The organism is Sorangium sp. So ce1335 (genome assembly GCF_051521615.1).
In the GTDB taxonomy this organism is placed as follows: Bacteria; Myxococcota_A; Polyangia; order Polyangiales; family Polyangiaceae; genus Sorangium.
This window is the reverse complement of sequence record NZ_CP150363.1, coordinates 2,025,178-2,043,738: the sequence shown is the minus strand read 5'-3', so window position 1 is coordinate 2,043,738 and position 18,561 is coordinate 2,025,178. Positions and strand designations below refer to the sequence as shown.

14 protein-coding genes are annotated in these 18,561 nt (G+C 73.0%); 9 read left to right on the top strand and 5 right to left on the bottom strand.

From position 1 onward, the window contains the following. The first annotated feature begins 138 nt into the window (after nucleotides 1–138). From WMF24_RS07550 to WMF24_RS07540, 3 genes are all read left to right on the top strand, one after another. Nucleotides 139–1,479 carry a hypothetical protein gene (locus WMF24_RS07550; protein ID WP_437735687.1) on the top strand — a complete coding sequence of 447 codons (1,341 nt, stop codon included), beginning with the start codon at nucleotides 139–141 and terminating at the stop codon, nucleotides 1,477–1,479. Continuing rightward, entirely contained in the window at nucleotides 1,476–2,873 is a 1,398-nt protein-coding gene (locus tag WMF24_RS07545; protein ID WP_437735686.1) for a hypothetical protein, read from the top strand. Before WMF24_RS07550 ends, WMF24_RS07545 begins: the two co-directional genes overlap by 4 nt. A 356-nt stretch (nucleotides 2,874–3,229) precedes the next feature. Then, the gene (locus WMF24_RS07540) at nucleotides 3,230–5,434 is read left to right on the top strand and encodes a substrate-binding domain-containing protein (protein ID WP_437735685.1); all 2,205 of its coding nucleotides are present in this window, start codon (nucleotides 3,230–3,232) and stop codon (nucleotides 5,432–5,434) included. Here WMF24_RS07540 and WMF24_RS07535 read toward each other — a convergent pair. Next, complete coding sequence (locus WMF24_RS07535; protein WP_437735684.1) at nucleotides 5,385–6,449, bottom strand: hypothetical protein; 1,065 nt, start codon at nucleotides 6,447–6,449, stop codon at nucleotides 5,385–5,387. The genes WMF24_RS07540 and WMF24_RS07535 overlap by 50 nt on opposite strands. 94 nt (nucleotides 6,450–6,543) lie before the next feature. After that, the gene (locus WMF24_RS07530) at nucleotides 6,544–7,482 is read right to left on the bottom strand and encodes a LysR substrate-binding domain-containing protein (protein WP_437735683.1); all 939 of its coding nucleotides are present in this window, start codon (nucleotides 7,480–7,482) and stop codon (nucleotides 6,544–6,546) included. Between the two features lie 125 nt (nucleotides 7,483–7,607). Between WMF24_RS07530 and WMF24_RS07525 the strand changes: the two genes are divergently transcribed. The 3 genes from WMF24_RS07525 (at nucleotide 7,608) to cynS (ending at nucleotide 12,674) form a co-directional block, all read left to right on the top strand. Then, nucleotides 7,608–10,781, top strand: coding sequence for an efflux RND transporter permease subunit (locus WMF24_RS07525; RefSeq protein WP_437735682.1), 3,174 nt, complete (start codon nucleotides 7,608–7,610; stop codon nucleotides 10,779–10,781). Continuing rightward, entirely contained in the window at nucleotides 10,778–12,022 is a 1,245-nt protein-coding gene (locus WMF24_RS07520) for an efflux RND transporter periplasmic adaptor subunit (RefSeq protein ID WP_437735681.1), read from the top strand. The genes WMF24_RS07525 and WMF24_RS07520 overlap by 4 nt, the downstream gene beginning before the upstream one ends. A 208-nt stretch (nucleotides 12,023–12,230) precedes the next feature. Next, complete coding sequence (gene cynS, locus WMF24_RS07515) at nucleotides 12,231–12,674, top strand: cyanase (protein WP_437735680.1); 444 nt, start codon at nucleotides 12,231–12,233, stop codon at nucleotides 12,672–12,674. A 42-nt stretch (nucleotides 12,675–12,716) separates the two neighbouring features. Here the strand turns inward: cynS and WMF24_RS07510 are convergent, their stop codons facing one another. Continuing rightward, entirely contained in the window at nucleotides 12,717–13,787 is a 1,071-nt protein-coding gene (locus WMF24_RS07510; protein WP_437735679.1) for an ABC transporter substrate-binding protein, read from the bottom strand. 38 nt (nucleotides 13,788–13,825) lie between these two features. Beyond that, complete coding sequence (locus tag WMF24_RS07505) at nucleotides 13,826–15,139, bottom strand: MFS transporter (RefSeq protein ID WP_437735678.1); 1,314 nt, start codon at nucleotides 15,137–15,139, stop codon at nucleotides 13,826–13,828. Nucleotides 15,140–15,335: 196 nt separating this feature from the next. Here WMF24_RS07505 and otsB point away from each other — a divergent pair, with 196 nt between their 5' ends. Next, complete coding sequence (gene otsB, locus WMF24_RS07500; RefSeq protein WP_437735677.1) at nucleotides 15,336–16,145, top strand: trehalose-phosphatase; 810 nt, start codon at nucleotides 15,336–15,338, stop codon at nucleotides 16,143–16,145. Between the two features lie 156 nt (nucleotides 16,146–16,301). Then, on the top strand, nucleotides 16,302–17,147 hold the full coding sequence (locus WMF24_RS07495) for a PPK2 family polyphosphate kinase (protein ID WP_437735676.1): 846 nt from the start codon (nucleotides 16,302–16,304) through the stop codon (nucleotides 17,145–17,147). Between the two features lie 46 nt (nucleotides 17,148–17,193). Here WMF24_RS07495 and WMF24_RS07490 read toward each other — a convergent pair whose 3' ends face one another. Continuing rightward, nucleotides 17,194–17,628: a GNAT family N-acetyltransferase gene (locus WMF24_RS07490; RefSeq protein ID WP_437735675.1), complete on the bottom strand. Its 435-nt coding sequence runs from the start codon at nucleotides 17,626–17,628 to the stop codon at nucleotides 17,194–17,196. Nucleotides 17,629–17,766: 138 nt separating this feature from the next. Here WMF24_RS07490 and WMF24_RS07485 point away from each other — a divergent pair, with 138 nt between their 5' ends. Further along, complete coding sequence (locus WMF24_RS07485) at nucleotides 17,767–18,549, top strand: endonuclease/exonuclease/phosphatase family protein (protein WP_437735674.1); 783 nt, start codon at nucleotides 17,767–17,769, stop codon at nucleotides 18,547–18,549. Nucleotides 18,550–18,561: the final 12 nt, after the last annotated feature.

Sequence of the window (18,561 nt, the reverse complement as noted above, 5' to 3'; positions counted from 1 at the left end):
TGCGCCTCGGCCGCGGCGCGGCGGCGCGTGCGCCCCGGCCGCGGCGCGGCGGCGCGTGCGCCCCGGCCGCGGCGCGGCTGAAGGAACACAGACAAACAGAAGGAATCGGCGCCGCGGAAGCGGCGTTACGCTGCGCCGATGTCGCCGCCCCCGTCCCGAGCGACCCGCCGACGCGCCGGAGGCCGCGCCCTCGCGGCTGCGTTCCTGTGCTGTCAGCTCGCGCCGCTCGCCTGCGCCGGTGGAGCTCCCCCCGCGCGCAGCGCGCGACGGTCGCTCGCGCCGGGCTCGCAGGCAGGCGCGACGCCGGCGCAGCCGCTGCCCGCGCAGCGCCCGGAGACGCCAGCGCCGGGCCCGGAGCGCGCCCAGGTCGCAGCGCCGCCACCTCCGCCGCCACCTCCGCTCGACGCCGCGGAGGCGATCCAGGCGCTCGCCGCGCTGGAGACCAGCGCGGGGGGCATCGGGTCGAGCGCGCCGCCCGCCGGAGCGCCCGCGCTGCTCGGCGCCTTGAAGGCCGATCTCCGGGGGATCATCGGGCGCGCGCTCGACGCCGTCGCGGACGCGCCGCCGGCCGCCGCCCGCGAGCGCGCGATGGCGGAGCTGGAGCGGCGCGGCGTCCGCCCCACCCCGGAGGAGCGGCGGTGGGGCAGCCTGCTCGACCTCCGCATCGAGCAGCCGGCGGCGCACCCCGAGCTCCGGGTCGCCGTCCTCACGCTCGCGGTGCCGTGTGGTGAGGACTCGTCTCTTTATGTGTTCGAGCGAGGCCCGGCGGGCTTCCGCCTCGCGCTCGCCCAGGAGAGCGACCTGTCGGAGCGGACATCGGAGGGAAACCGGCTGTCGTATGGCCTCGTGCCGGGCCGACCGAAGGGGCATTGGGCGCTGGTCGTCTCCAGCGCCGGGTCGTCCTGCGTCTCGCTGTGGAGGACGCTGACCACGAGGGTGCTGCTCAGGGGAACAGATCCGCTGCGCCCGCGCGCGGCCTTTGCGGGCAGCCTCCGGTTCCACCTGCCCGCAGGCTACACCCTCGCCATGGCGGCGAGCGGCTTCACGCTGCGCTGGACAGGCGACCCGAGCTTCCTCCCGTGGTACCCGCGCTGGGGCAGCTTCGCCGCGCACTACGTGGTGGACGGCGACAGCGTGCGTCGCGCGCCGCCCCTCGCGGCCGACGCGGAGTCGTTCCTGCTCGCCTGGCTCGGGCTCCCGTGGGCAGAGGCCGAGCGCTGGCTCTGTCCGGCCGTCCCGCCGTCCGCAGGCGAGCGCTGGCACCGGGAGCTGCGCGCCGCGCTGCCAGGGCTCGCGGCGAGCCCGGACATCGGCGCGTGCGCGGGACCGGACGGGAAGGCTCGCGCGCGGTGCGAGGAGGTGGAGCTGATGCTGGCGCGCCCGGGCCTCGCCCGGGCCAGCGCGTTCACCCACGTCGTCCTGCCGGAACAGGGCGCGGACCGCTGCGTCGAGGACGTGGACCCGAGGACGCAGCCATGATCACGGGGCGCGGTCCGATCGAGCGCGCGGCGCCCGCGGGGACGACCGCGCGGCGCCTGCGCGCCGTGGCCCTCTCGTGCGCGGCTTGCCTGGCGCTCGCGCTCGCAGCGTGCGCGGCGCCCGCGCCCAGGGCGACCGGCCCGGCGGCGACCGCGCCCAGGGCGACCGGCACGGCGGCGACCGGCCCGGCGGCGACCAGCCCGGCGGCGACCGCGCCCAGGGCGACCGGCACGGCGGCCGCGCCGCCGGCAGCGCGGCCCGCGAGCCGCGGCGCTCCCTCGGAGCCCCCCGCCGACGACGCCGTGGACCTCGTGCGACAGGCGCTCGCCCCCTTCTTCGCCGCCCCGAGCGCGAACGGCTCGACCACGGCCGGCGATCAGGACGCGTGGCTCACGCCCCGGGTGCGCGTGGAGCGGCTGCCGGCGGAGTGCTGGGCCCTGACACCGGAGCGCGACGAAGCCGGGCTGGCGATCGTCTCCCTGCGGCGGCGATCGCACGGCGCTGTCGCGTGCGCGCCGTTCCCCGCGCGCCCCGCGCCGCTCGTCGCCACGTTCGCCGTCGACCGGCGCGCTGGCGAGGTGCGCTGGTGGGACAGGGCCGCGCCCCGGCCGATGCGCGCGTTCTTTGACACGCGCGCGCGGTCCCTGAGGGCAGCCGTCGCGACGCTGGAGGAGCGCCTCCTCGACGACGCCATCGACTGGGGAGGCGCGGTGAAGCTGCGCGTCGAGGGAGAGGCGGCCACGCACCTCGAGGTGTCCGTGCTCTCGTCCGACGGCGGGCGACGGCTCGCGCGCTTCCGCGTGGACAGGAGGACGCACGAGCTCTCGTGGGACGACGAGGGGGAGACCCGCGCGTACGAGGCGTTCAAGGCGCGCTGGTACGGCGACCACCCCCCGGCGGTCACCGCGCTCGCCGAGATCCTCGCCTGGAGATGGTCCGGCGTCGATGCGCTCACGCTGGAGGCGTCCCACGGCCACGCCTTCGATCTCATCGCCCGCGCCGACAGGACGTGCTCGCGGGAGAGCGCCGTCTGCTCCACGGAGCGATTCCGCGTCGACATGCGGCGCGGCGCGGTGATGTGGCACGACGGCAAGGCGCATGTGCCCATCGAGCGGTTTCTCCAGGACCTGGAGCAGAGGGCCGAGAGAGCCATTCTCCTGGCCCGCGCATTTGCGCTGAGGCAACGCGGGCCGGCCGACGCCTCCTGTCTCTCCTTCATGACCGAGGGCGTCGACAGGGCGAGCGCGCGCGTCCGCATGCACGTCGGCCCGCCGTGCAACACCTCGCCCATGCGGATGACGCTCGGCTGGTACTTTGTGGACCTGCGGACAGGCAAGGTGTGCTCGCTCGACGACGAGCGGTGCGCGCCGGCGGCTGGCCAGGAGAGGCCGTGACGTGGCGCACCGGCAGGACCATGACACGCCTCGAGGCTGCTCGCCGCGGGCTGCCCGGTACCCGATGAACGATGCTGACAAGCAACGCGGGCCATCCGATACTCCCGCGGCGTGCCACACAGCACCTCCTTTGAGAGCCGTCGAGACCCCCTGAGAGCCGCCGCGCCGGAGAGCCGCCGCGCCCGGGAGCCGCCGCGCCCGGGAGCCGCCGCGCCCGGGAGCCGCTGCAAACGAGCAACGCCCGCGCCGCCGGACCGGGCGGCACGACCCCGCGTGTGTCCCCTGCTGTCGTGAAGGGTTTGTGACCGCGGCGCGGCGGGACACCGGAGCCGAGCACAACCGAGGAACCTGCCACCATGTCGCTCGACAGAGCCATCGGCATCATGTGCCCCGACATCTGGGGCCGATATGTCTGCGAGGTGCTCGGCGGCGTCCAGTCGGCCGCCGCGCGCTCCGGATACCGGGTGATCGCCATCCAATCGTCCCCGCGCCACGTCCACGAGCTGAGGCTCGCGCGGGACCAGATCGACGGGTGGATCGCCCTGATCGACGCGACGGGTATCGAGCGCTTCCTCGACGACGGACGGCCGGTCGTGACCCTCAGCACCCGCGCCAGGGACGCGCGCTGCCCCCACGTCGTGCCCGACAACCACGGCGGCGCCCTGGCGGCCGTCCGTCACCTGATCGAGCACGGTCACACGCGCATCGCCTTCGGGGGCAACATGGCCCACGACGACGTCAAGCAGCGCTTCCAGGCCTACCGGGACGCGCTCGACGAGGGCGGCGTCCCGTTCGATCCCGGCCTCGTCCTCGAGCTCCCGACCAACGAGCGGGCGAGCGGGCGGCTCGCCGTACAGCGCCTCTTCGAGGCGGGTATGCCCTGCACCGCGCTGTTCATGGCCACCGACCAGGGGGCGCTCGGGGCGCTCGACACCCTCGCCGAGGCCGGCGTCCGCGTCCCCGAGGACATCGCCCTCGTCGGCTTCGACGACATCGAGGCGGCCCGGTACGCCTCCCCGCCGCTCACCACCGTCCGCCAGCGGTTCGCCTGGCTCGGCAGCACGGCCGCCCAGCTCCTCATCGACCTGCTCGCCGGCCGCGACGTCCCGAGCGCCGGGCACACAGGGCCGACGACCCTCGTCGTGCGCCGCTCCTGCGGCTGCTCGCCCGTCCCGGCGCAGCTCGAGCCGGCGCCGCCCGGGCACGCCGAGCCGGCGCCGCCCGGGAGCGCCGAGCCGGCGCCGCCCGGGGACGCCGAGCCGGCGCCGCCCGGCGGCCCCGAGGGCGAGGCCGGCGCGCTCGCCCGGGACCTCGTCGCCCTCGCGACCTTCTCGACGGCGCTCGAAGACGACCCCTGGCCCGGCGCGACGGACGTGGTCCTGGGGCTCGAGGCAGCCGCCCAGGGCAGGCCCGGCCCCCCTGCCGCGGCGCTGGAGCGGGCGTGGCAGGAGGCCGTGGAGCAGATGCCCGACGTCGACGTGCTCCTCGCGATGCTCGACAGGCTCGAGCGCGCGGGCCAGGCGATGCTCCGCGGCGCGGGCGGCGCCGCCGGGGAGCGCGTCGCGGCGTACCTGCGGGAGGCCCGGCGCGAGATGATGCGCAGCCGGGTGGCCGTCGAGACGGCGCGCGCCGACTACCTGAACGGCCTGCTCGACATCAACCTGGTCATCCGGGAGACGCTCCTGGAGAGCGCGGGCGGCGGCGGGAGCAAGCTGAGCTGGCTCTCCGCGGTGCAGATGAGCTGGGGCTGCCTCGCCCTCTGGGAGGCGCCGGGCGACGCCGGCCCCGCGCTGCGGATCGTCGAGAGCGCCTGCCGCGGCGACGAGGCCGCCGCGCCGGCGGCCGGCGCGCGCGTCGCGGCCGCGGAGCTCCCGCGCGGCGACTGGCTGCCCGCCGCGGTCCAGTACGACGGCGACCATGTCATCCGGCTCATCCCGCTCCGCAGCGAGGACCAGGATCGCGGCGTCCTCGCCGTCTGCGCCCCGGTGAGCAGCCCGCTCGGGCTCGATCACAGGGACATGGCCGTGTGGGTGGCGATGCTGACCGCGGCGCTGGAGCGCGCGTCGCTCATCGCGTCGCTCGTCGAGCAGGAGCGGCAGACGCGCGCCGCCTACGAGCGCGAGCGCGCCCTGGCCGACGCCGTGCGCCGGCTCGGGTGCCCGGTCATCCCCCTCGACGACGGGGTGCTGCTCGTGCCGCTCGTCGGCGCCATCGACCCGGAGCGCGCGCGCCTCGTGCTCGAGGTGGTGCTCGCCGAGATCAGCCGGCAGGAAGCCGGGGTGCTGCTGATGGACATCACCGGCGTCCCCTTCGCCGACATGCAGGTGGCCGAGTCGCTCGTGAAGACGGCACGCGCCGCCGTCCTGCTCGGCGCCGAGGTCATCGTGGTGGGGATGAGGCCGCAGGTCGCGCAGGGCTTCACCCAGCTCGGCGTCGACCTCGGGGGCATGACGCTCCATTCGACCCTCGGCAGGGCGCTCTCGGCGCTGCGCCACCGGCGAGCGACGGTCGCTAGTGCGGCACCTCGATCGGAGCGCACGTCGACACGCCAGCGCCGATGATCTGGACCGTCAGGTCGTCCCTTACGAGGGCCGGCGGTGCATCGGAGCCCGGGTCGAACCGGTGGATGCTCGACGTGATGACGCCGCTCGGGTCGGGGTTGGACAGGAAGAACCAGAAGTCGCCTCCCCACGTCGCGAACGCCCAGGTCGCGCCCTCGTGGATGGCAAGGCCGGGCAGCGGCGTCCGCGCGCGCGTTGCGCCGGTCGTCCTCGTGTATTCGCTGAGGAACGCCGTCTCTCCCGGCGCTCCCCGCTCGAACCCGAAGAGCCGGCCGTCCCCCGTGCCGGTCAGGTCCGCGTCGCCGCCCGCGCCGCCGCCGAGGGAGGTGATGGTGTGCCGCTGCGTGTCGAAGACGCCGAGCACCCGGACGGCATCCTCCTCGGTCTTCCCGTTGAGCAGCGCCTCGCGCACATGGAGCGTCTCCTTGCCGGGGACGCCGTCGGACGCGAACGCCATGCCGAAATGGCGGAACGGCTCCACGAACGTGAAGGACGTCTGTTCGCAGCGGCCCGTCGCGATGTCGAGGCGCACGACGTACCCGTTCACGTCCAGGATCCAGGCGACGCCGCTCCGGTCGACCGCCATCGAGATGGGCCGCACGTTCTGGGCCCACGTGCCGTCCTCGTGCGTTATGGGGCAGTCGAGGCGGCCGATGCGCCGGAGCTCGCTCGTGGCCGGGTGGAACGAGAGGAACTTGCTGTCTGGCGTGACGAGGTAGATGTGATGCGACGTCAGGTCGGAGCACGTGGCGGACGAGCTGCTGAGCGGCGGCGGGTCCCACCCGCGCGTGTCCTCGGGGCCCCCTCCTTCGCCGAACCCACCGCCTCCGCCGCCCGCCTCGCCCGCCTCCCCTGCGGGCACGCCGCCCGCGCCGCCGCTCCCGCCCTCCCCGGCGCCCTCGCCCTGTCCGGCGCCCTCGCCCGGGACGGGATCCAGCGTCATGCCGCGCGCGCACGCCGCGAGCGAAAGAGAGACCACACCTGCGGAGACGACGGCGCGGAGAGCTCGCAGCATATCCATCCTTCGGCGGAGGCCTCGGTGCTTCGCGTACGTGGCGCCCGGGCGGGGGCGCCATTTGAGATTCGACCTCCGGCCGCGCGCGGCGCCTTTACCCCTCGGTCCCCGTCCCCGCCGCGGCGGCCCCGCGGGCGCGGCGCGCGGCGCGCGGCTTGCCGACGCCGACCCGCCGCACGAACGCAAGGAACTGCCCGAGCGTCGGCGCGGCGTCGTCGGCCCGCCACGCGACGAGCAGATCGGTCGACGGCGCGCCGACGATCGGCCGCAGCGCGAGCCCCCTGCGCCGGATGCTCTTGATCGAGTCCGGCAGGATGGAGACGCCGAAGCCCGCCGCCACGAGGCTCAGGATGTCGAGGTGCAGCGCCTCCTGCGCGACGCGCGGCGAGAAGCCCGCCTCCCGGCAGAGCCCCATCACCAGATCGAAGAAGGCCGACCCCCGCTGGCGCGGGAACACGATGAACGGCTCCCGCGACAGGAGCTCGAGCGGGATGCGCTTGCGCCCGGCGAGCGGGTGATCGGCCGGCAGCGCGACGACCAGCGGCTCGCGCCGCACGCACTCGGCGGCGAGCCGGGCGTCGTCGAGCGGCGCCCTCACGAAGCCGACGTCGATGCGCCCGTCCTTCAGCGCGTCGATCTGCTCCTGCGGCGGCATCTCGCGGAGCGCGAGCTCCACCGACGGGAACTCCGCGCGGAAGGCGCGGACAAGCTCGGTGATGCCGCTGTAGGCGAGCGACGACAGGTACCCGACGACGAGGCGCCCCGTCTCGCCGACGCTCGCGCGCCGGGCCTCGTGCACCGCGAGATCCAGCGCGTCGAAGACCCGCCGCACGTGGGCGAGGAAGACCTCCCCCGCGGGCGTCAGGTCGACGCGCCGCCGCGAACGGTCGAAGAGCGAGAACCCGAGCTCGGACTCGAGATCCTGGATCTGGCGGCTCAGCGGGGGCTGCGCGATGCCGAGGCGCCGCGCCGCGCGGCCGAAGTGCCGCTCCTCGGCGACGGCCGTGAAGTACCGGAGGTGGCGCAGATCCATACCTTGAAGGTATCGTGTGATACGAAATAATAGATTGGACGAACGTCTCGGGCACCCTAAAAGCGGAGCCTGCCCCAGGCGTCGCCCCCGGCCGGGGCGCTCCGGAGGGGGACGGGAAGTGGCCGATGTGGCTCGTCCGAATCGCGCTTCAACGCACGTACACGTTCATCGTGATGTCGATGCTCATCGTCATCCTCGGCGTGTTCACCATCACCCGGATGCCGACGGACATCTTCCCCGACATCGACATCCCGGTGCTGTCCGTCATCTTCAACTACGGCGGCCTCCCCCCCGAGGAGATGGAGAAGCGCATCGTCAACAACTACGAGCGCTTCCTCACGACCACAGTCAACGACATCGACCACATCGAGAGCCAGTCGCTCACGGGCATCTCGATCATCAAGATCTACCTCCAGCCCGGCGCCAGCATCGAGGCCGCGACAGCGCAGGTCACGGCCGTATCGCAGACGGCGATCCGCATGATGCCGCCCGGGATCAGCCCGCCGCTCATCATCCGCTACAGCGCCTCCAGCGTGCCCATCCTGCAGGCCGCGCTCGAGAGCGAGTCGCTGAGCGAGCAGCAGCTCTTCGATTACGCGGTCAACTTCATCCGCGCGGACATCGCCACGATCCGCGGCACGCAGATCCCGTGGCCCTACGGCGGGAAGCAGCGCCAGATCATGGTCGACATCGACCCGCAGCGCCTCTTCGCCTGGGGTCTCTCGCCGCGCGACGTCAACGCCGCCCTCGGGCTGCAAAACGTCATCCTGCCCTCCGGCACGGCGAAGATGGGGGAGAACGAGTACCCCGTCATCATGAACAGCAGCCCCGAGGCGTTCGAGGACCTCGGCAAGCTGCCGCTCAGGACCGTCAACGGCAAGACCGTGTACCTCCGCGACGTCGCGAGCGTCCGCGACGGGAACGCGCCGCAGACGAACATGGTGCACGTGGAGGGCAAGCGCAGCGTGCTCCTCAGCATCCTCAAGAACGGGAGCGCGAGCACGCTCGACGTCACGTCGCGCATCCACCAGATGCTGCCGGCCACGATGGAGAAGCTCCCGAAGGAGCTCAAGGTCTCGCTGCTCTTCGATCAATCGATCTTCGTGCGCGCGGCGGTCGACGGCGTCGTTCACGAGGCGCTCATCGCCGCGGGGCTCACCGCGCTGATGATCCTCCTGTTCCTCGGGAGCTGGCGCAGCACGCTCATCGTCGTCATCAGCATCCCGCTCTCGATCCTCGTGTCGATCATCGCCCTGAACGCGCTCGGCTACACGCTCAACGTGATGACGCTGGGCGGGATGGCGCTCGCGGTCGGCATCCTCGTCGACGACGCCACGGTGGCGATCGAGAACATCCACCGCAACCTCGGGCAGCGGAAGCCGTTCATCCGCGCCATCGTCGACGGGGCGCAGGAGATCGCGGTCCCGGCGCTCGTCGCCACGCTCTGCATCTGCATCGTGTTCGTGCCGGTCGCGTTCATCACCGGCGCCGCGAAGTCGCTCTTCGTGCCGATGGCCCTGGCGGTCGTCTTCGCCATGCTGATGTCGTACTTCCTGTCGCGGACGCTCGTCCCGACGCTCGTGCGCCTGCTCCTCGAGCGCGAGGCGGCGGAGCACGCGCACGGCCACGGCCATGAACGCCCGAAGAGCCTGTTCGGGCGCGTCTTCGCCGCGTTCAACCGCGGCTTCGACCGGCTGCGGGCGGCGTACGGCGGGTGGCTCGCGTGGGCGCTCGCGCACCGCGCCGGGTTCGTCGGGGCGTTCCTTGCGTTCGTCGCCGCCTCGATCGCGCTCGTCCCGCTGCTCGGCCGCGACTTCTTCCCGAGCGTCGACGCGGGGCTCATCAAGCTCCACGTGCGCGGCGCGCCGGGCACCCGCCTGGAGGAGAGCGAGCGGCGCTTCGCCCGCATCCAGCAGACCATCCGGGAGGTGATCCCGCCGGACGAGATCCGCACGATGCTCGACACCATCGGCATCCCGGCGAGCGGCATCAACCTGTCGCTGAGCGAGGGCGCGCAGATCTCGTCGGCCGACGGGCAGATCTTCATCGCGCTCGAGGAGCACCACCGGCCGACGGCCGACTACGTCCGGCAGCTCCGCGCGAAGCTCAACGCGACGTACCCCGACACGACGTTCTTCTTCCTCGCCCCCGACATCTCGACGCAGGTGCTGAACTTCGGCCTCGCCGCGCCGATCAACGTCCAGGTCGTGGGCCCGATCGGCAAGGAGGACGAGACCCTCGCCGTGGCGCAGCGGATCGCCGATCGCATGGAGAAGATCCCGGGCGCCGTCGACGTCCACCTGGCGCAGGTGCCGGCGCGGCCGCAGCTCCGCATCGACGTCGACCGCACGATGGCCGACCAGATGGGGCTCACCCAGCGCGACGTGGCGAGCGACGTGCTCGTCTCGCTGTCGTCGAGCGGGCAGACCTCGCCGACCTACTGGCTCGACAGGCGCGGCGTGCAGTACCTCGTCGCCGTGCAGACGCCCCAGCACGCGATCGGGTCGTTCGACGACGTGAACGCGACGCCGCTGTCGACCGGCGACGGCCGCCCCCAGCTCCTCTCCAACGTCGCCTCGCTGTCGCGCAGCACCGGCCCGGCCAACATCACCCATTACAACGTCGCGCGGACGTTCGACGTCCAGGCGAACGTCGACGGCACCGATCTCGGGTCGGTCGCGGACGCGATCGCGCGCGTCGTCGACGAGATCCGGCCCGAGCTGCCGCGCGGGACGAGGGTGACCATCAAGGGGCAGGCCGAGAGCATGGAGTCCTCGTTCCGGGGGCTCGGCTACGGGCTGATCTTCGCCGTCGTGCTCGTCTACCTGCTGATGGTCGTCAACTTCCAGTCGTGGCTCGACCCGCTGATCATCCTGATGGCGCTCCCGGGCGCCATCTCGGGGATCGCGTGGATGCTCTTCGTCACGCACACGCCGCTCAGCGTGCCCGCGCTGATGGGCTCGATCATGTGCGTCGGCGTCGCCACGGCGAACAGCATCCTCGTCGTCACGTTCGCGAACGACCAGCGGAAGGTCGGCCGCGACGCGACGACGGCGGCGCTCGCCGCGGGCATGACGCGCCTCAGGCCGGTGCTCATGACGGCGCTCGCGATGATCTTCGGCATGCTGCCCATGTCGCTCGGCCTCGGCGAGGGCGGCGAGCAGAACGCCCCGCTGGGCCGCGCCGTCATCGGCGGCCTCATCGTCGCGACGATGAGCACGCTCTTCTTCGTGCCCGTGATGTACAGCCTCCTCCGGAACAAGGCGCCGGCCAGAGACCCGCTCGCAGAGGACCTATGAGCTCCCCCGAATCCCCCGCCCCCGCACCGCCCCCTCCGGCCGACGACCTCGGGTTCCAGCTCCCCCCGCCCGCCGCGATGACGAGGACGCGCGGCGTCGCCCTCGGCGTGGGCGTGCTGCTCGTGCTCGGCGCGGCGTTCGCCTCGTCCTACCTGCCCCGCCGGAGCGCCCGCGCCGCGCTGGAGGAGGGCGTCCGGGCCGGCGAGGGCGCCGCCCCGCGCGTGACCGTGATCGCGCCGCAGCCCGTGTCGAGCGACCGCGCGCTCGTGCTGCCGGGGAGCGTCCAGCCGCTCGAGGAGACGGTCGTCTACCCCCGCGTGAGCGGCTACGTGCGCAGGTGGCTCGTCGACATCGGCGACAGGGTCGAGGAGGGGCAGGTGCTCGCCGAGATCGACACGCCCGAGCTCGATCAGGAGCTCGCGCAGGCGCGCGCGCAGCTCGTGCAGGCGAACGCCGGCCTCGTGCAGGCGAAGGCGAACCGCGACCTGTCGGCGTCGAGCGTGAAGCGCTACGAGCAGCTCGTCCCGGCGGGCGTGGCGCCGGCGGAGGAGCTCGAGCAGCGGCAGGGGCAGGCGCACGTGGCCGAGGCGAGCGTCACGGTGGCGCAGGCGGCGATCGCCGCGCAGCAGGCGAACATCCAGCGCCTGCTCGACCTGAAGAGGTTCGCGAAGATCGCCGCGCCGTTCGCGGGGACGGTCACCTCGCGGACGGTCGAGCGCGGCGCGCTCGTCACGGCGGGCAACGCGACGCCGCTCTTCAAGATCTCGGCGACCGACCCGGCGCGCGTCTTCGTCGGCGTGCCGCAGGACGTCGCGCCCAGCGTGCGGGTCGACGCGCCCGCGAAGGTCACGGTGCGCGAGTTCGCGGGGCAGCCGTTCGAGGGAAAGGTCGCGCGCACGGCCGGCGCGCTCGACGCGGCGACCCGGACGATGAACACCGAGGTGCGGGTGCCGAACCCCGACGGCAAGCTCCTCGCGGGCATGTACGCCGAGGTCGCGCTGACGCTGCCCACGCCGCACCGCGTGCTCGAGATCCCGGCGACGGCGCTCTACAACGACGCGAAGGGGCTCCGCGTGGCCGTCGTCGACGCCGGCAACACGATCCGCTTCGTCCCCATCGTCGTCGCGCGCGACACGGGCGCGACCCTCCACATCGCGACAGGCCTCGACGGGAGCGAGCGCATCGTGAAGCTCGCGAGCGCCGAGCTCTCCGACGGGATGGCCGTCGAGATCATCCCGTGATGGGTCGCCGCCCGGGCGCGGGCGGCGTCGCGAGGAGGGGTAACCGCAGAGGACGCCAGGAGACGCCCCCCGGTTCTCCTCGCGTGCCTGGGTCTTCGCGTTCCGTGATAAGGCCCCTGGCGGCTCTCATGTGAGGCTCCGCTCGGGGTGCTCGAGAGTTCACGCGCCGGAAAGGCCCCAGAAACCTGGCCCTCCGTACCGTGGCGCCATGACGCGCATGGAGCTTGTCGAGCAGATCGTCGCGGCGAGGCTGGAGCGGAAGCTGACCTGGAAGCAGATCGCCGAGGCGGTGGGGCGCAGCGAGGTGTGGACCACCTCGGCGCTCCTCGGGCAACAGAGCATGAGCGCCGACGAGGCGGCCGCGGCCGGCAAGCTGCTCGGCCTGTCCGCGCAGGCGGTGCTCCTCCTCCAGGTGCCGCCGTCCAAGGGGTCCCTCGGCGCGGCGCCCTCCACCGATCCGCTCATCTACCGCTTTCACGAGATCGTGCAAGTGTACGGCACGACGCTGAAGGAGCTGATCCACGAGAAGATGGGCGACGGCATCATGAGCGCCATCGACTTCGAGATGAGCATCGACAAGGTGCCTGATCCGAAGGGCGATCGCGTGCGGGTCGTGATGCACGGCAAGTTCCTGCCCTACCGCAAATGGTAGCGGGGGCGCCCGCGGGCGATCGCGCCGGCGCGGGGGGAGCCGTCACCGGACCTGCGTCGCGGCGAACGGGTTGAGCTCGTTGGTGAACAGATCCTCGGCCTTTATCTGCCCCGCCTTGAGCTCTCCGTCCTTCACCAGCCAGTCGATCCAGATCTGGTATTCCTTCGCCGACAGGAGCCCTCCTCTGCCCGCGACGCCCATGCTCGTCCAGTACGTCACCACGGACGCGTCCTCGTTGCGCTGGCGCCGCTCGATGATGCTCCGCAGGCGGGCCACCACCTCGTCGCGCGGGGCGCTGCGCGCCCACTCGACGGCGCGCGCCGCGGCCTCAACGAACTTGCGGGCGGTGTTCGGGTTCTCCCGCAAGAAGCGCGTCGTCAGCACGTAGCTGCCGGCGGTGAACTCCCCGAACAGATCGTGGTCCGAGAACAGCGCCCGGATGCCGCCGCGCTCCAGCGCCTTGTCGCGCAGCACGTCGCCCAGCACGGCGACGTCGACCTGCTTCTGCCGGAGCGCCAGCTCCGCGCTCACGGGCGGCAGCACCACCAGCGTGACCTGCGCGATCTCGGCGCTCGTCAGCCCCTGCCGCGACAGGTACTCCTTCAGCATGAGCTCGTGGTGCGCGCCGAGCGTGTTCATGGCGACCTTCTTGCCGAGCAGATCCCGCGCGCCCTTGATCGGGCTGTCCTCGGTCACGTAGAAGCCGCTCCACCGCTTCGCGTCGACCCCGTAGCTGCCCACCACCGCCCGGAGCGGCGCCCCGGCGGCGATCAGCTTGATCACCGCGCCGTTGAACGCGTGCCCGACGTCGGTGTCGCCGGTGACCACCGTCTGGATGTCCTGTGGCCCGCTGATCGTGTTGCCCACGTAGCTCAGCTTGATCGGGGCGAGGTAGCCGAGGTCCTCGGCCAGCTCGGCCACGGAGACCGCGCCGGCGAACCCCTGATAGCGCAGCTCCAGCACCTCGTGGTCGTCGGCGCCCCTGTCGCCGCTGCCGTGGCCGCCGCCCGGCCCGTCCTTCGAGCACGCCCCGAGCGAGAGCGCGGCGCAGAGGACCGCGACGAGCGCGCGGCGACGGGCGGTGAACGGAGATGTCGTGTTGGGATCGCGCATGGTCCGGGCCTCTGCTCCTCGCGTCTTCTGCTGGCTCGCTACTCGGCGGCTGCCGGCTCGGTCGACGCCGAGGGCACCGCCGCCGCGCCCGACGTCCTCCGCGCCACGGCGAGGAGCACGCCGAAGAGCACGGACAGGAGCAGGAACATGGATTGGAGCCCGAGGGTCCCGCCCACGAGGCCGCCGACGGTGCTGCCGAACAGCCCTCCTGACGGCCCCACCAGCGCGTGGAGGCCGGCCACCTTCCCCCGCCCCACCCGCGCGCCGATCCGCGCGATGCGGGTGAGGTTCGCGATCTGCACGAGGCCGAGGCCGAGGCCGAGGATCAGGCCGCCGGCGCGGAGCGGGGCGAGATCGCGCGACAGGCCGAGCAAGAGGAGCGCGCTCGGGACGAGGACGAAGCTCGCGAGATAGACGCGCTCGTGCCCCATCCGGCCCACGAGGCCGCCCAGCGCGAACAGCGCGGCGATGTACGTCACGCCCTGCCACGCGAGCAGCCCGGACGCCTCGGCCGCCGTCAGGTGAGCGACGGAGATGCCGATGGGGATGATGAAGAACATGAAGAACGAGTTGACCGACTGGGCCGCAAACTCGATGAGGCACACGCCGCGGAGCTCGACGTCCTGCGCGAGGAGGGCGAGATCGGACCGGAGCCCCGAGAGGCGGAGCGCCCGCGCGGGCGCGGACCGCGCCGCATAGGGCCCGAAGACGAGCGGCGACATCAGCACGGTGATCAGGAACGAGAGCCCGATGAGCCGGTAGGTGCCCGGAAAGCCCAGCGCCCGGGTGAGGCCGGCCGCGAGCATGGGGCCGAGCAGGAACATGCCGATCATGTGCGTCGCGCGGTACCAGCCGGCCTTGCCCTCGCCCACCGTCTCGAGCTGCTGCATGAACACGGTGCTCAGCGAGACGAAGCGCATCGGCATGAAGAAGCTGATCGCCGTCGTGAGGACCAGCAGGAACACCGGCGACGCGACCGCCGGGAGCGCCATGTAGAGCGCCCCGGCCACGAGGCTGCCCAGCACGAACAGCCGCGAGGGCCCGAGGTGATCGACGAGCAGCCCGATGGGGATGCTCATGAGCAGCACCCCGACGCTCTGCGATCCGGCGATCAGCCCGAGGAGCGCCTCGTCTGCCTTGAGGTCGAGCGCGTACAGGGTCGTTGTCACCTTGGCCACGCCGACGCTGATGCCCATGACCGAGGAGAGCGCCGCGAACACCAGAAGAAAGCGGTTCTTGTCGATGAAGGAGCGCAGTTGAACCTCGGAATACGGCTCGGATCGGGCCTGTTGCGCCGGCGCCCGGACGTCGGCGCGCAGCGATCGGCACGCCCGGTGCGCAGCAACCTCCATGCCGCGTCGTCCTTCGCCCGGGGTCGGCACCTCCCGGCGGCCCGCTGCTGCCCAGGCAGCAGCCGGTGATGATCCGGTGCTCCGGCACGAGCACGGCCGTCGCCCTGCGCCCGTGAGGAGGTTCGCGAGATCAGCGCCCTGCCCTGCGGCATGAAATCGCTTTCCCTCGGCCGCTCGCTGTAACATCCGGAACAGCATGGACGTCAGCCATTTCATCGAGCGCGCGGCGGCCGCGCCGTCGTTGCTGCTCGCGACCGACTTCGACGGGACCATCGCCGAGATCGCCGCGGTCTCGGGCGGTGCGGCGGCGACGCCCGTCGCGCTCCAGGCGCTCCGGGCGCTCTCGCGGGCGCCGGCCACGGCCGTGGCGATCGTCACCGGCAGGACGCTCCACGACGTGGCGGCGCGCACGGCGACGCTCGATGCGGTGTGGCGCGTGGGCGAGCACGGGGCCGAGATCGCGGCGCCGGGCGGGGAGCTCGTGTACGAGGCCAAGGCGCCGGCCGAGGCGCTCGACGTGCTGGAGCGCGACGCGGACGAGATCGCGCGGCGGGTCCCTGCGTTCTGGGTCCAGCGCAAGCGCTGCTCGATCGCGCTTCACTGGCGGCTCGTCGCGCCGGAGGATCGGCCGGCGGCGTTCGCCGCGATCGAGGTGTGGGCGGCCGCGGCGCGGCGGCGGGGGTTCGTTGTCATGGAGGGGCGCAGCATCCACGAGGCGCGGGACGCCGCGCACGACAAGGGCGGCGCGCTCGCGTTCGTGCTGGCGCGCCTGCCGCCGGGGACGCTGATGGTCTACGCGGGCGACGACACGACGGACGAGCCGGCGATCGCCCATGCCCGGGCGAACGGCGGCGTGGGCGTGTACATCGCCTCGCCGGAGCGGCCGGCGCCTCGCGTCGAGGCCGACCTGACGCTCGACGGGCCCGAGGCGTGGAGCGCGCTGCTCCGGGAGCTCGCGGCGCGGCGCGGCGGGCTGATCAGCGCGGAGGCGCTGCACCCGGCGTGAGGGGCGGCTGAGCGAGCGCGGCCGTCGCGAGCGCGCGTCGGCCGGCGCGGCGTGGCGCGCGCGACGTGGAGCGCGCGGCGTGGGGCGCGCGGCGTGGGGCGCGCGGCGTGGCGCGCGCTGGCGAGGGGCGCGGGGGGATGGTGTACGCTGACGTGCATGCCCATCACGCGACTCACGAAGCCCGACGCGAAGTTTCGCCTGGACGACGTCTCGACCGACCCGCCGCGCGACGCGAGCAAGCAGGAGGCGGCCGAGCGGCTCCACGCCCTCGGCAAGGAGCTGCTCGAGCTCCAGGAGCTCATGTGGGGGGCGCGGACGCACAGCGTCCTCATCGTCCTTCAGGGCCGGGACGCGGCGGGCAAGGACGGCGCGATAAAGAACGTCGTCGGCGCGCTCAACCCGCGCGGCGTCTCGGTGAGCTCGTTCGGCGTGCCGACGAAGGAGGAGCGGGAGCACGACTTCCTGTGGCGTATCCACCGTCACGCGCCGCGCGCCGGGGAATTTGCGATCTTCAACCGCTCGCACTACGAGGACGTGCTCGTCGTGCGCGTGCACGACCTCGCGCCGAAATCGCTGTGGAGCGAGCGATACGACCACATCAACGACTTCGAGGAGCTGCTCGCCGAGCACGGGACGATCGTGATCAAGTTCTTCCTGCACATCAGCAAGAAGGAGCAGGAGAAGCGGCTGCTGGAGCGCGAGGAGAACCCGTCGACGGCCTGGAAGCTCAACGTGAACGACTGGAAGGAGCGGGAGGTCTGGGACGAGTACACGGAGGCGTACGAGGACGTCTTCCGGCGCTGCTCCTCCAAGCACGCGCCCTGGTGCATCGTCCCGGCGGACGCGAAGTGGTACCGCAACATCGTTGTCGCCGAGGCGGTGGCCGAGACGATGCGCGAATACCGCGACGACTGGCTGAAGACGCTCGAGCGGAACGGGAAGGCGGGCCGCGAGGAGCTCGAGGAGTACCGGAGAGCGAAGGGCGTGCGGCACAAGGGGTGAGCGCCCGCGCGAGGCGGCGCCGGGCGGCCTGCCGCATCCTCCGGGATCAGGCCATCACCCGGACCATCCGCGTGTGCGGTATGCCCGCCTCGTCGAAGATGGGCCCCTCCTCGACGAACCCGAGCTTCCGGTAGAACGGCGCGGCGGCGACCTGGGCGTTCAGGACCAGCGCGCGCGCGCCCTGCGCCGCCGCAATGCGGATCGCCTCCTCGAGCAGGCGCCGCCCGAGGCCCGCGCCGCGGAGGTCCTTCCGGACGGCGACGCGGCCCACCTTGAGCGCGTCCTCGTACGGCACGATCCGCATCGTCGCGACGACCTCATCGCCCCCGAGGACCACGTAGTGCTGCGCCTCGGCGTCGAGCTCGTCGACCTCGATGTCCGCAGGCACGGCCTGCTCGACGACGAAGACCTCGTGCCGCAGGCGCAGCGCGCCGGCGTAGAGCGGAGAGTCGCTGCGGATGGGGAGGATCTCGCCGGCCAACGTGAATCACCTCGGACGTACGTCTGACGGGCCGGAGGCGGCCCCGCGCCGGCTTCGTGCGCTGTCGCGGGCGCCGCGTCCACCGGATTCAGCAGGCCCTGGAGCCCCTCTGCCACGACGAGCTAGCCTGATCGCTGCATGAAGATCATGACCTTCAACATCCTCTCCGGCGGCGAGGACCGCTTCGACGCGATCCTCGCGATCGTCGCCGCCGCGCGGCCGGACCTGCTCGTCCTCCAGGAGTGCGTCGGCTGGGAGGACGGCGCCCGGCTGCGGGCGGTCGCCGAGGCGATCGACGCGCCGGCGGGCGAGCGGCACGCCGTGTTCGGCCGCGCCAACCCGCGGCCGAACGGCCGGCGCAACCACGTCGTCGTCGTCAGCCGGGCGCCGCTCGCGGCGGCGCGCGTGCACGCGCCCGAGGCGCTCGCCCACTGCCTGGTCGAGGTCGAGCTCTCGCTCGCCGGCGAGCCGCTCGTCGTGTTCGGCACCCACCTGAACGCCGGCAGCGAGGACCGCAGGCTCACCGAGGTCCAATGGCTGCTCTCCCTCGTGCCGCCCGCCCGGTTCGCCGCGGGCCTCTGGGCGCTCGCCGGCGACCTCAACGCGATATCGCGGCGCGACCCCTACCCCGCCGACCTCGACGCGCGCTTCGCGGCCGCCGGCATCGAGAAATACGGCAGCCCGCCGCGGTTCGACACGATGGACACGCTCGAGGCGTCCGGCTGGGCCGACGCCCTGCTCCTCCGGCCGCGCTCCTCGCGCTGGGCCACGGCGCTGCGCGGGCGCCCCGGCGCCCAGGTCGAGACGCGGACCGATTACGTGCTGCTCTCACCGCGGCTGTCCGGGCGGCTCGCGCAGGCCCACGTCATCGACGTGGGCGCCGCGTCCGATCACCACGCCGTCGTCGCCGAGCTCGCCTGAGCCCGTGCGCGG

Coding starts and splice junctions, on each gene's coding strand:
- WMF24_RS07550 (WP_437735687.1), top strand. CDS start 139: ATGTCGCCGCCCCCGTCCCGAGCGACCCGCCGACGCGCCGGAGGCCGC.
- WMF24_RS07545 (WP_437735686.1), top strand. CDS start 1,476: ATGATCACGGGGCGCGGTCCGATCGAGCGCGCGGCGCCCGCGGGGACG.
- WMF24_RS07540 (WP_437735685.1), top strand. CDS start 3,230: ATGTCGCTCGACAGAGCCATCGGCATCATGTGCCCCGACATCTGGGGC.
- WMF24_RS07535 (WP_437735684.1), bottom strand. CDS start 6,449: ATGCTGCGAGCTCTCCGCGCCGTCGTCTCCGCAGGTGTGGTCTCTCTT.
- WMF24_RS07530 (WP_437735683.1), bottom strand. CDS start 7,482: ATGGATCTGCGCCACCTCCGGTACTTCACGGCCGTCGCCGAGGAGCGG.
- WMF24_RS07525 (WP_437735682.1), top strand. CDS start 7,608: ATGTGGCTCGTCCGAATCGCGCTTCAACGCACGTACACGTTCATCGTG.
- WMF24_RS07520 (WP_437735681.1), top strand. CDS start 10,778: ATGAGCTCCCCCGAATCCCCCGCCCCCGCACCGCCCCCTCCGGCCGAC.
- cynS (WP_437735680.1), top strand. CDS start 12,231: ATGACGCGCATGGAGCTTGTCGAGCAGATCGTCGCGGCGAGGCTGGAG.
- WMF24_RS07510 (WP_437735679.1), bottom strand. CDS start 13,787: ATGCGCGATCCCAACACGACATCTCCGTTCACCGCCCGTCGCCGCGCG.
- WMF24_RS07505 (WP_437735678.1), bottom strand. CDS start 15,139: ATGGAGGTTGCTGCGCACCGGGCGTGCCGATCGCTGCGCGCCGACGTC.
- otsB (WP_437735677.1), top strand. CDS start 15,336: ATGGACGTCAGCCATTTCATCGAGCGCGCGGCGGCCGCGCCGTCGTTG.
- WMF24_RS07495 (WP_437735676.1), top strand. CDS start 16,302: ATGCCCATCACGCGACTCACGAAGCCCGACGCGAAGTTTCGCCTGGAC.
- WMF24_RS07485 (WP_437735674.1), top strand. CDS start 17,767: ATGAAGATCATGACCTTCAACATCCTCTCCGGCGGCGAGGACCGCTTC.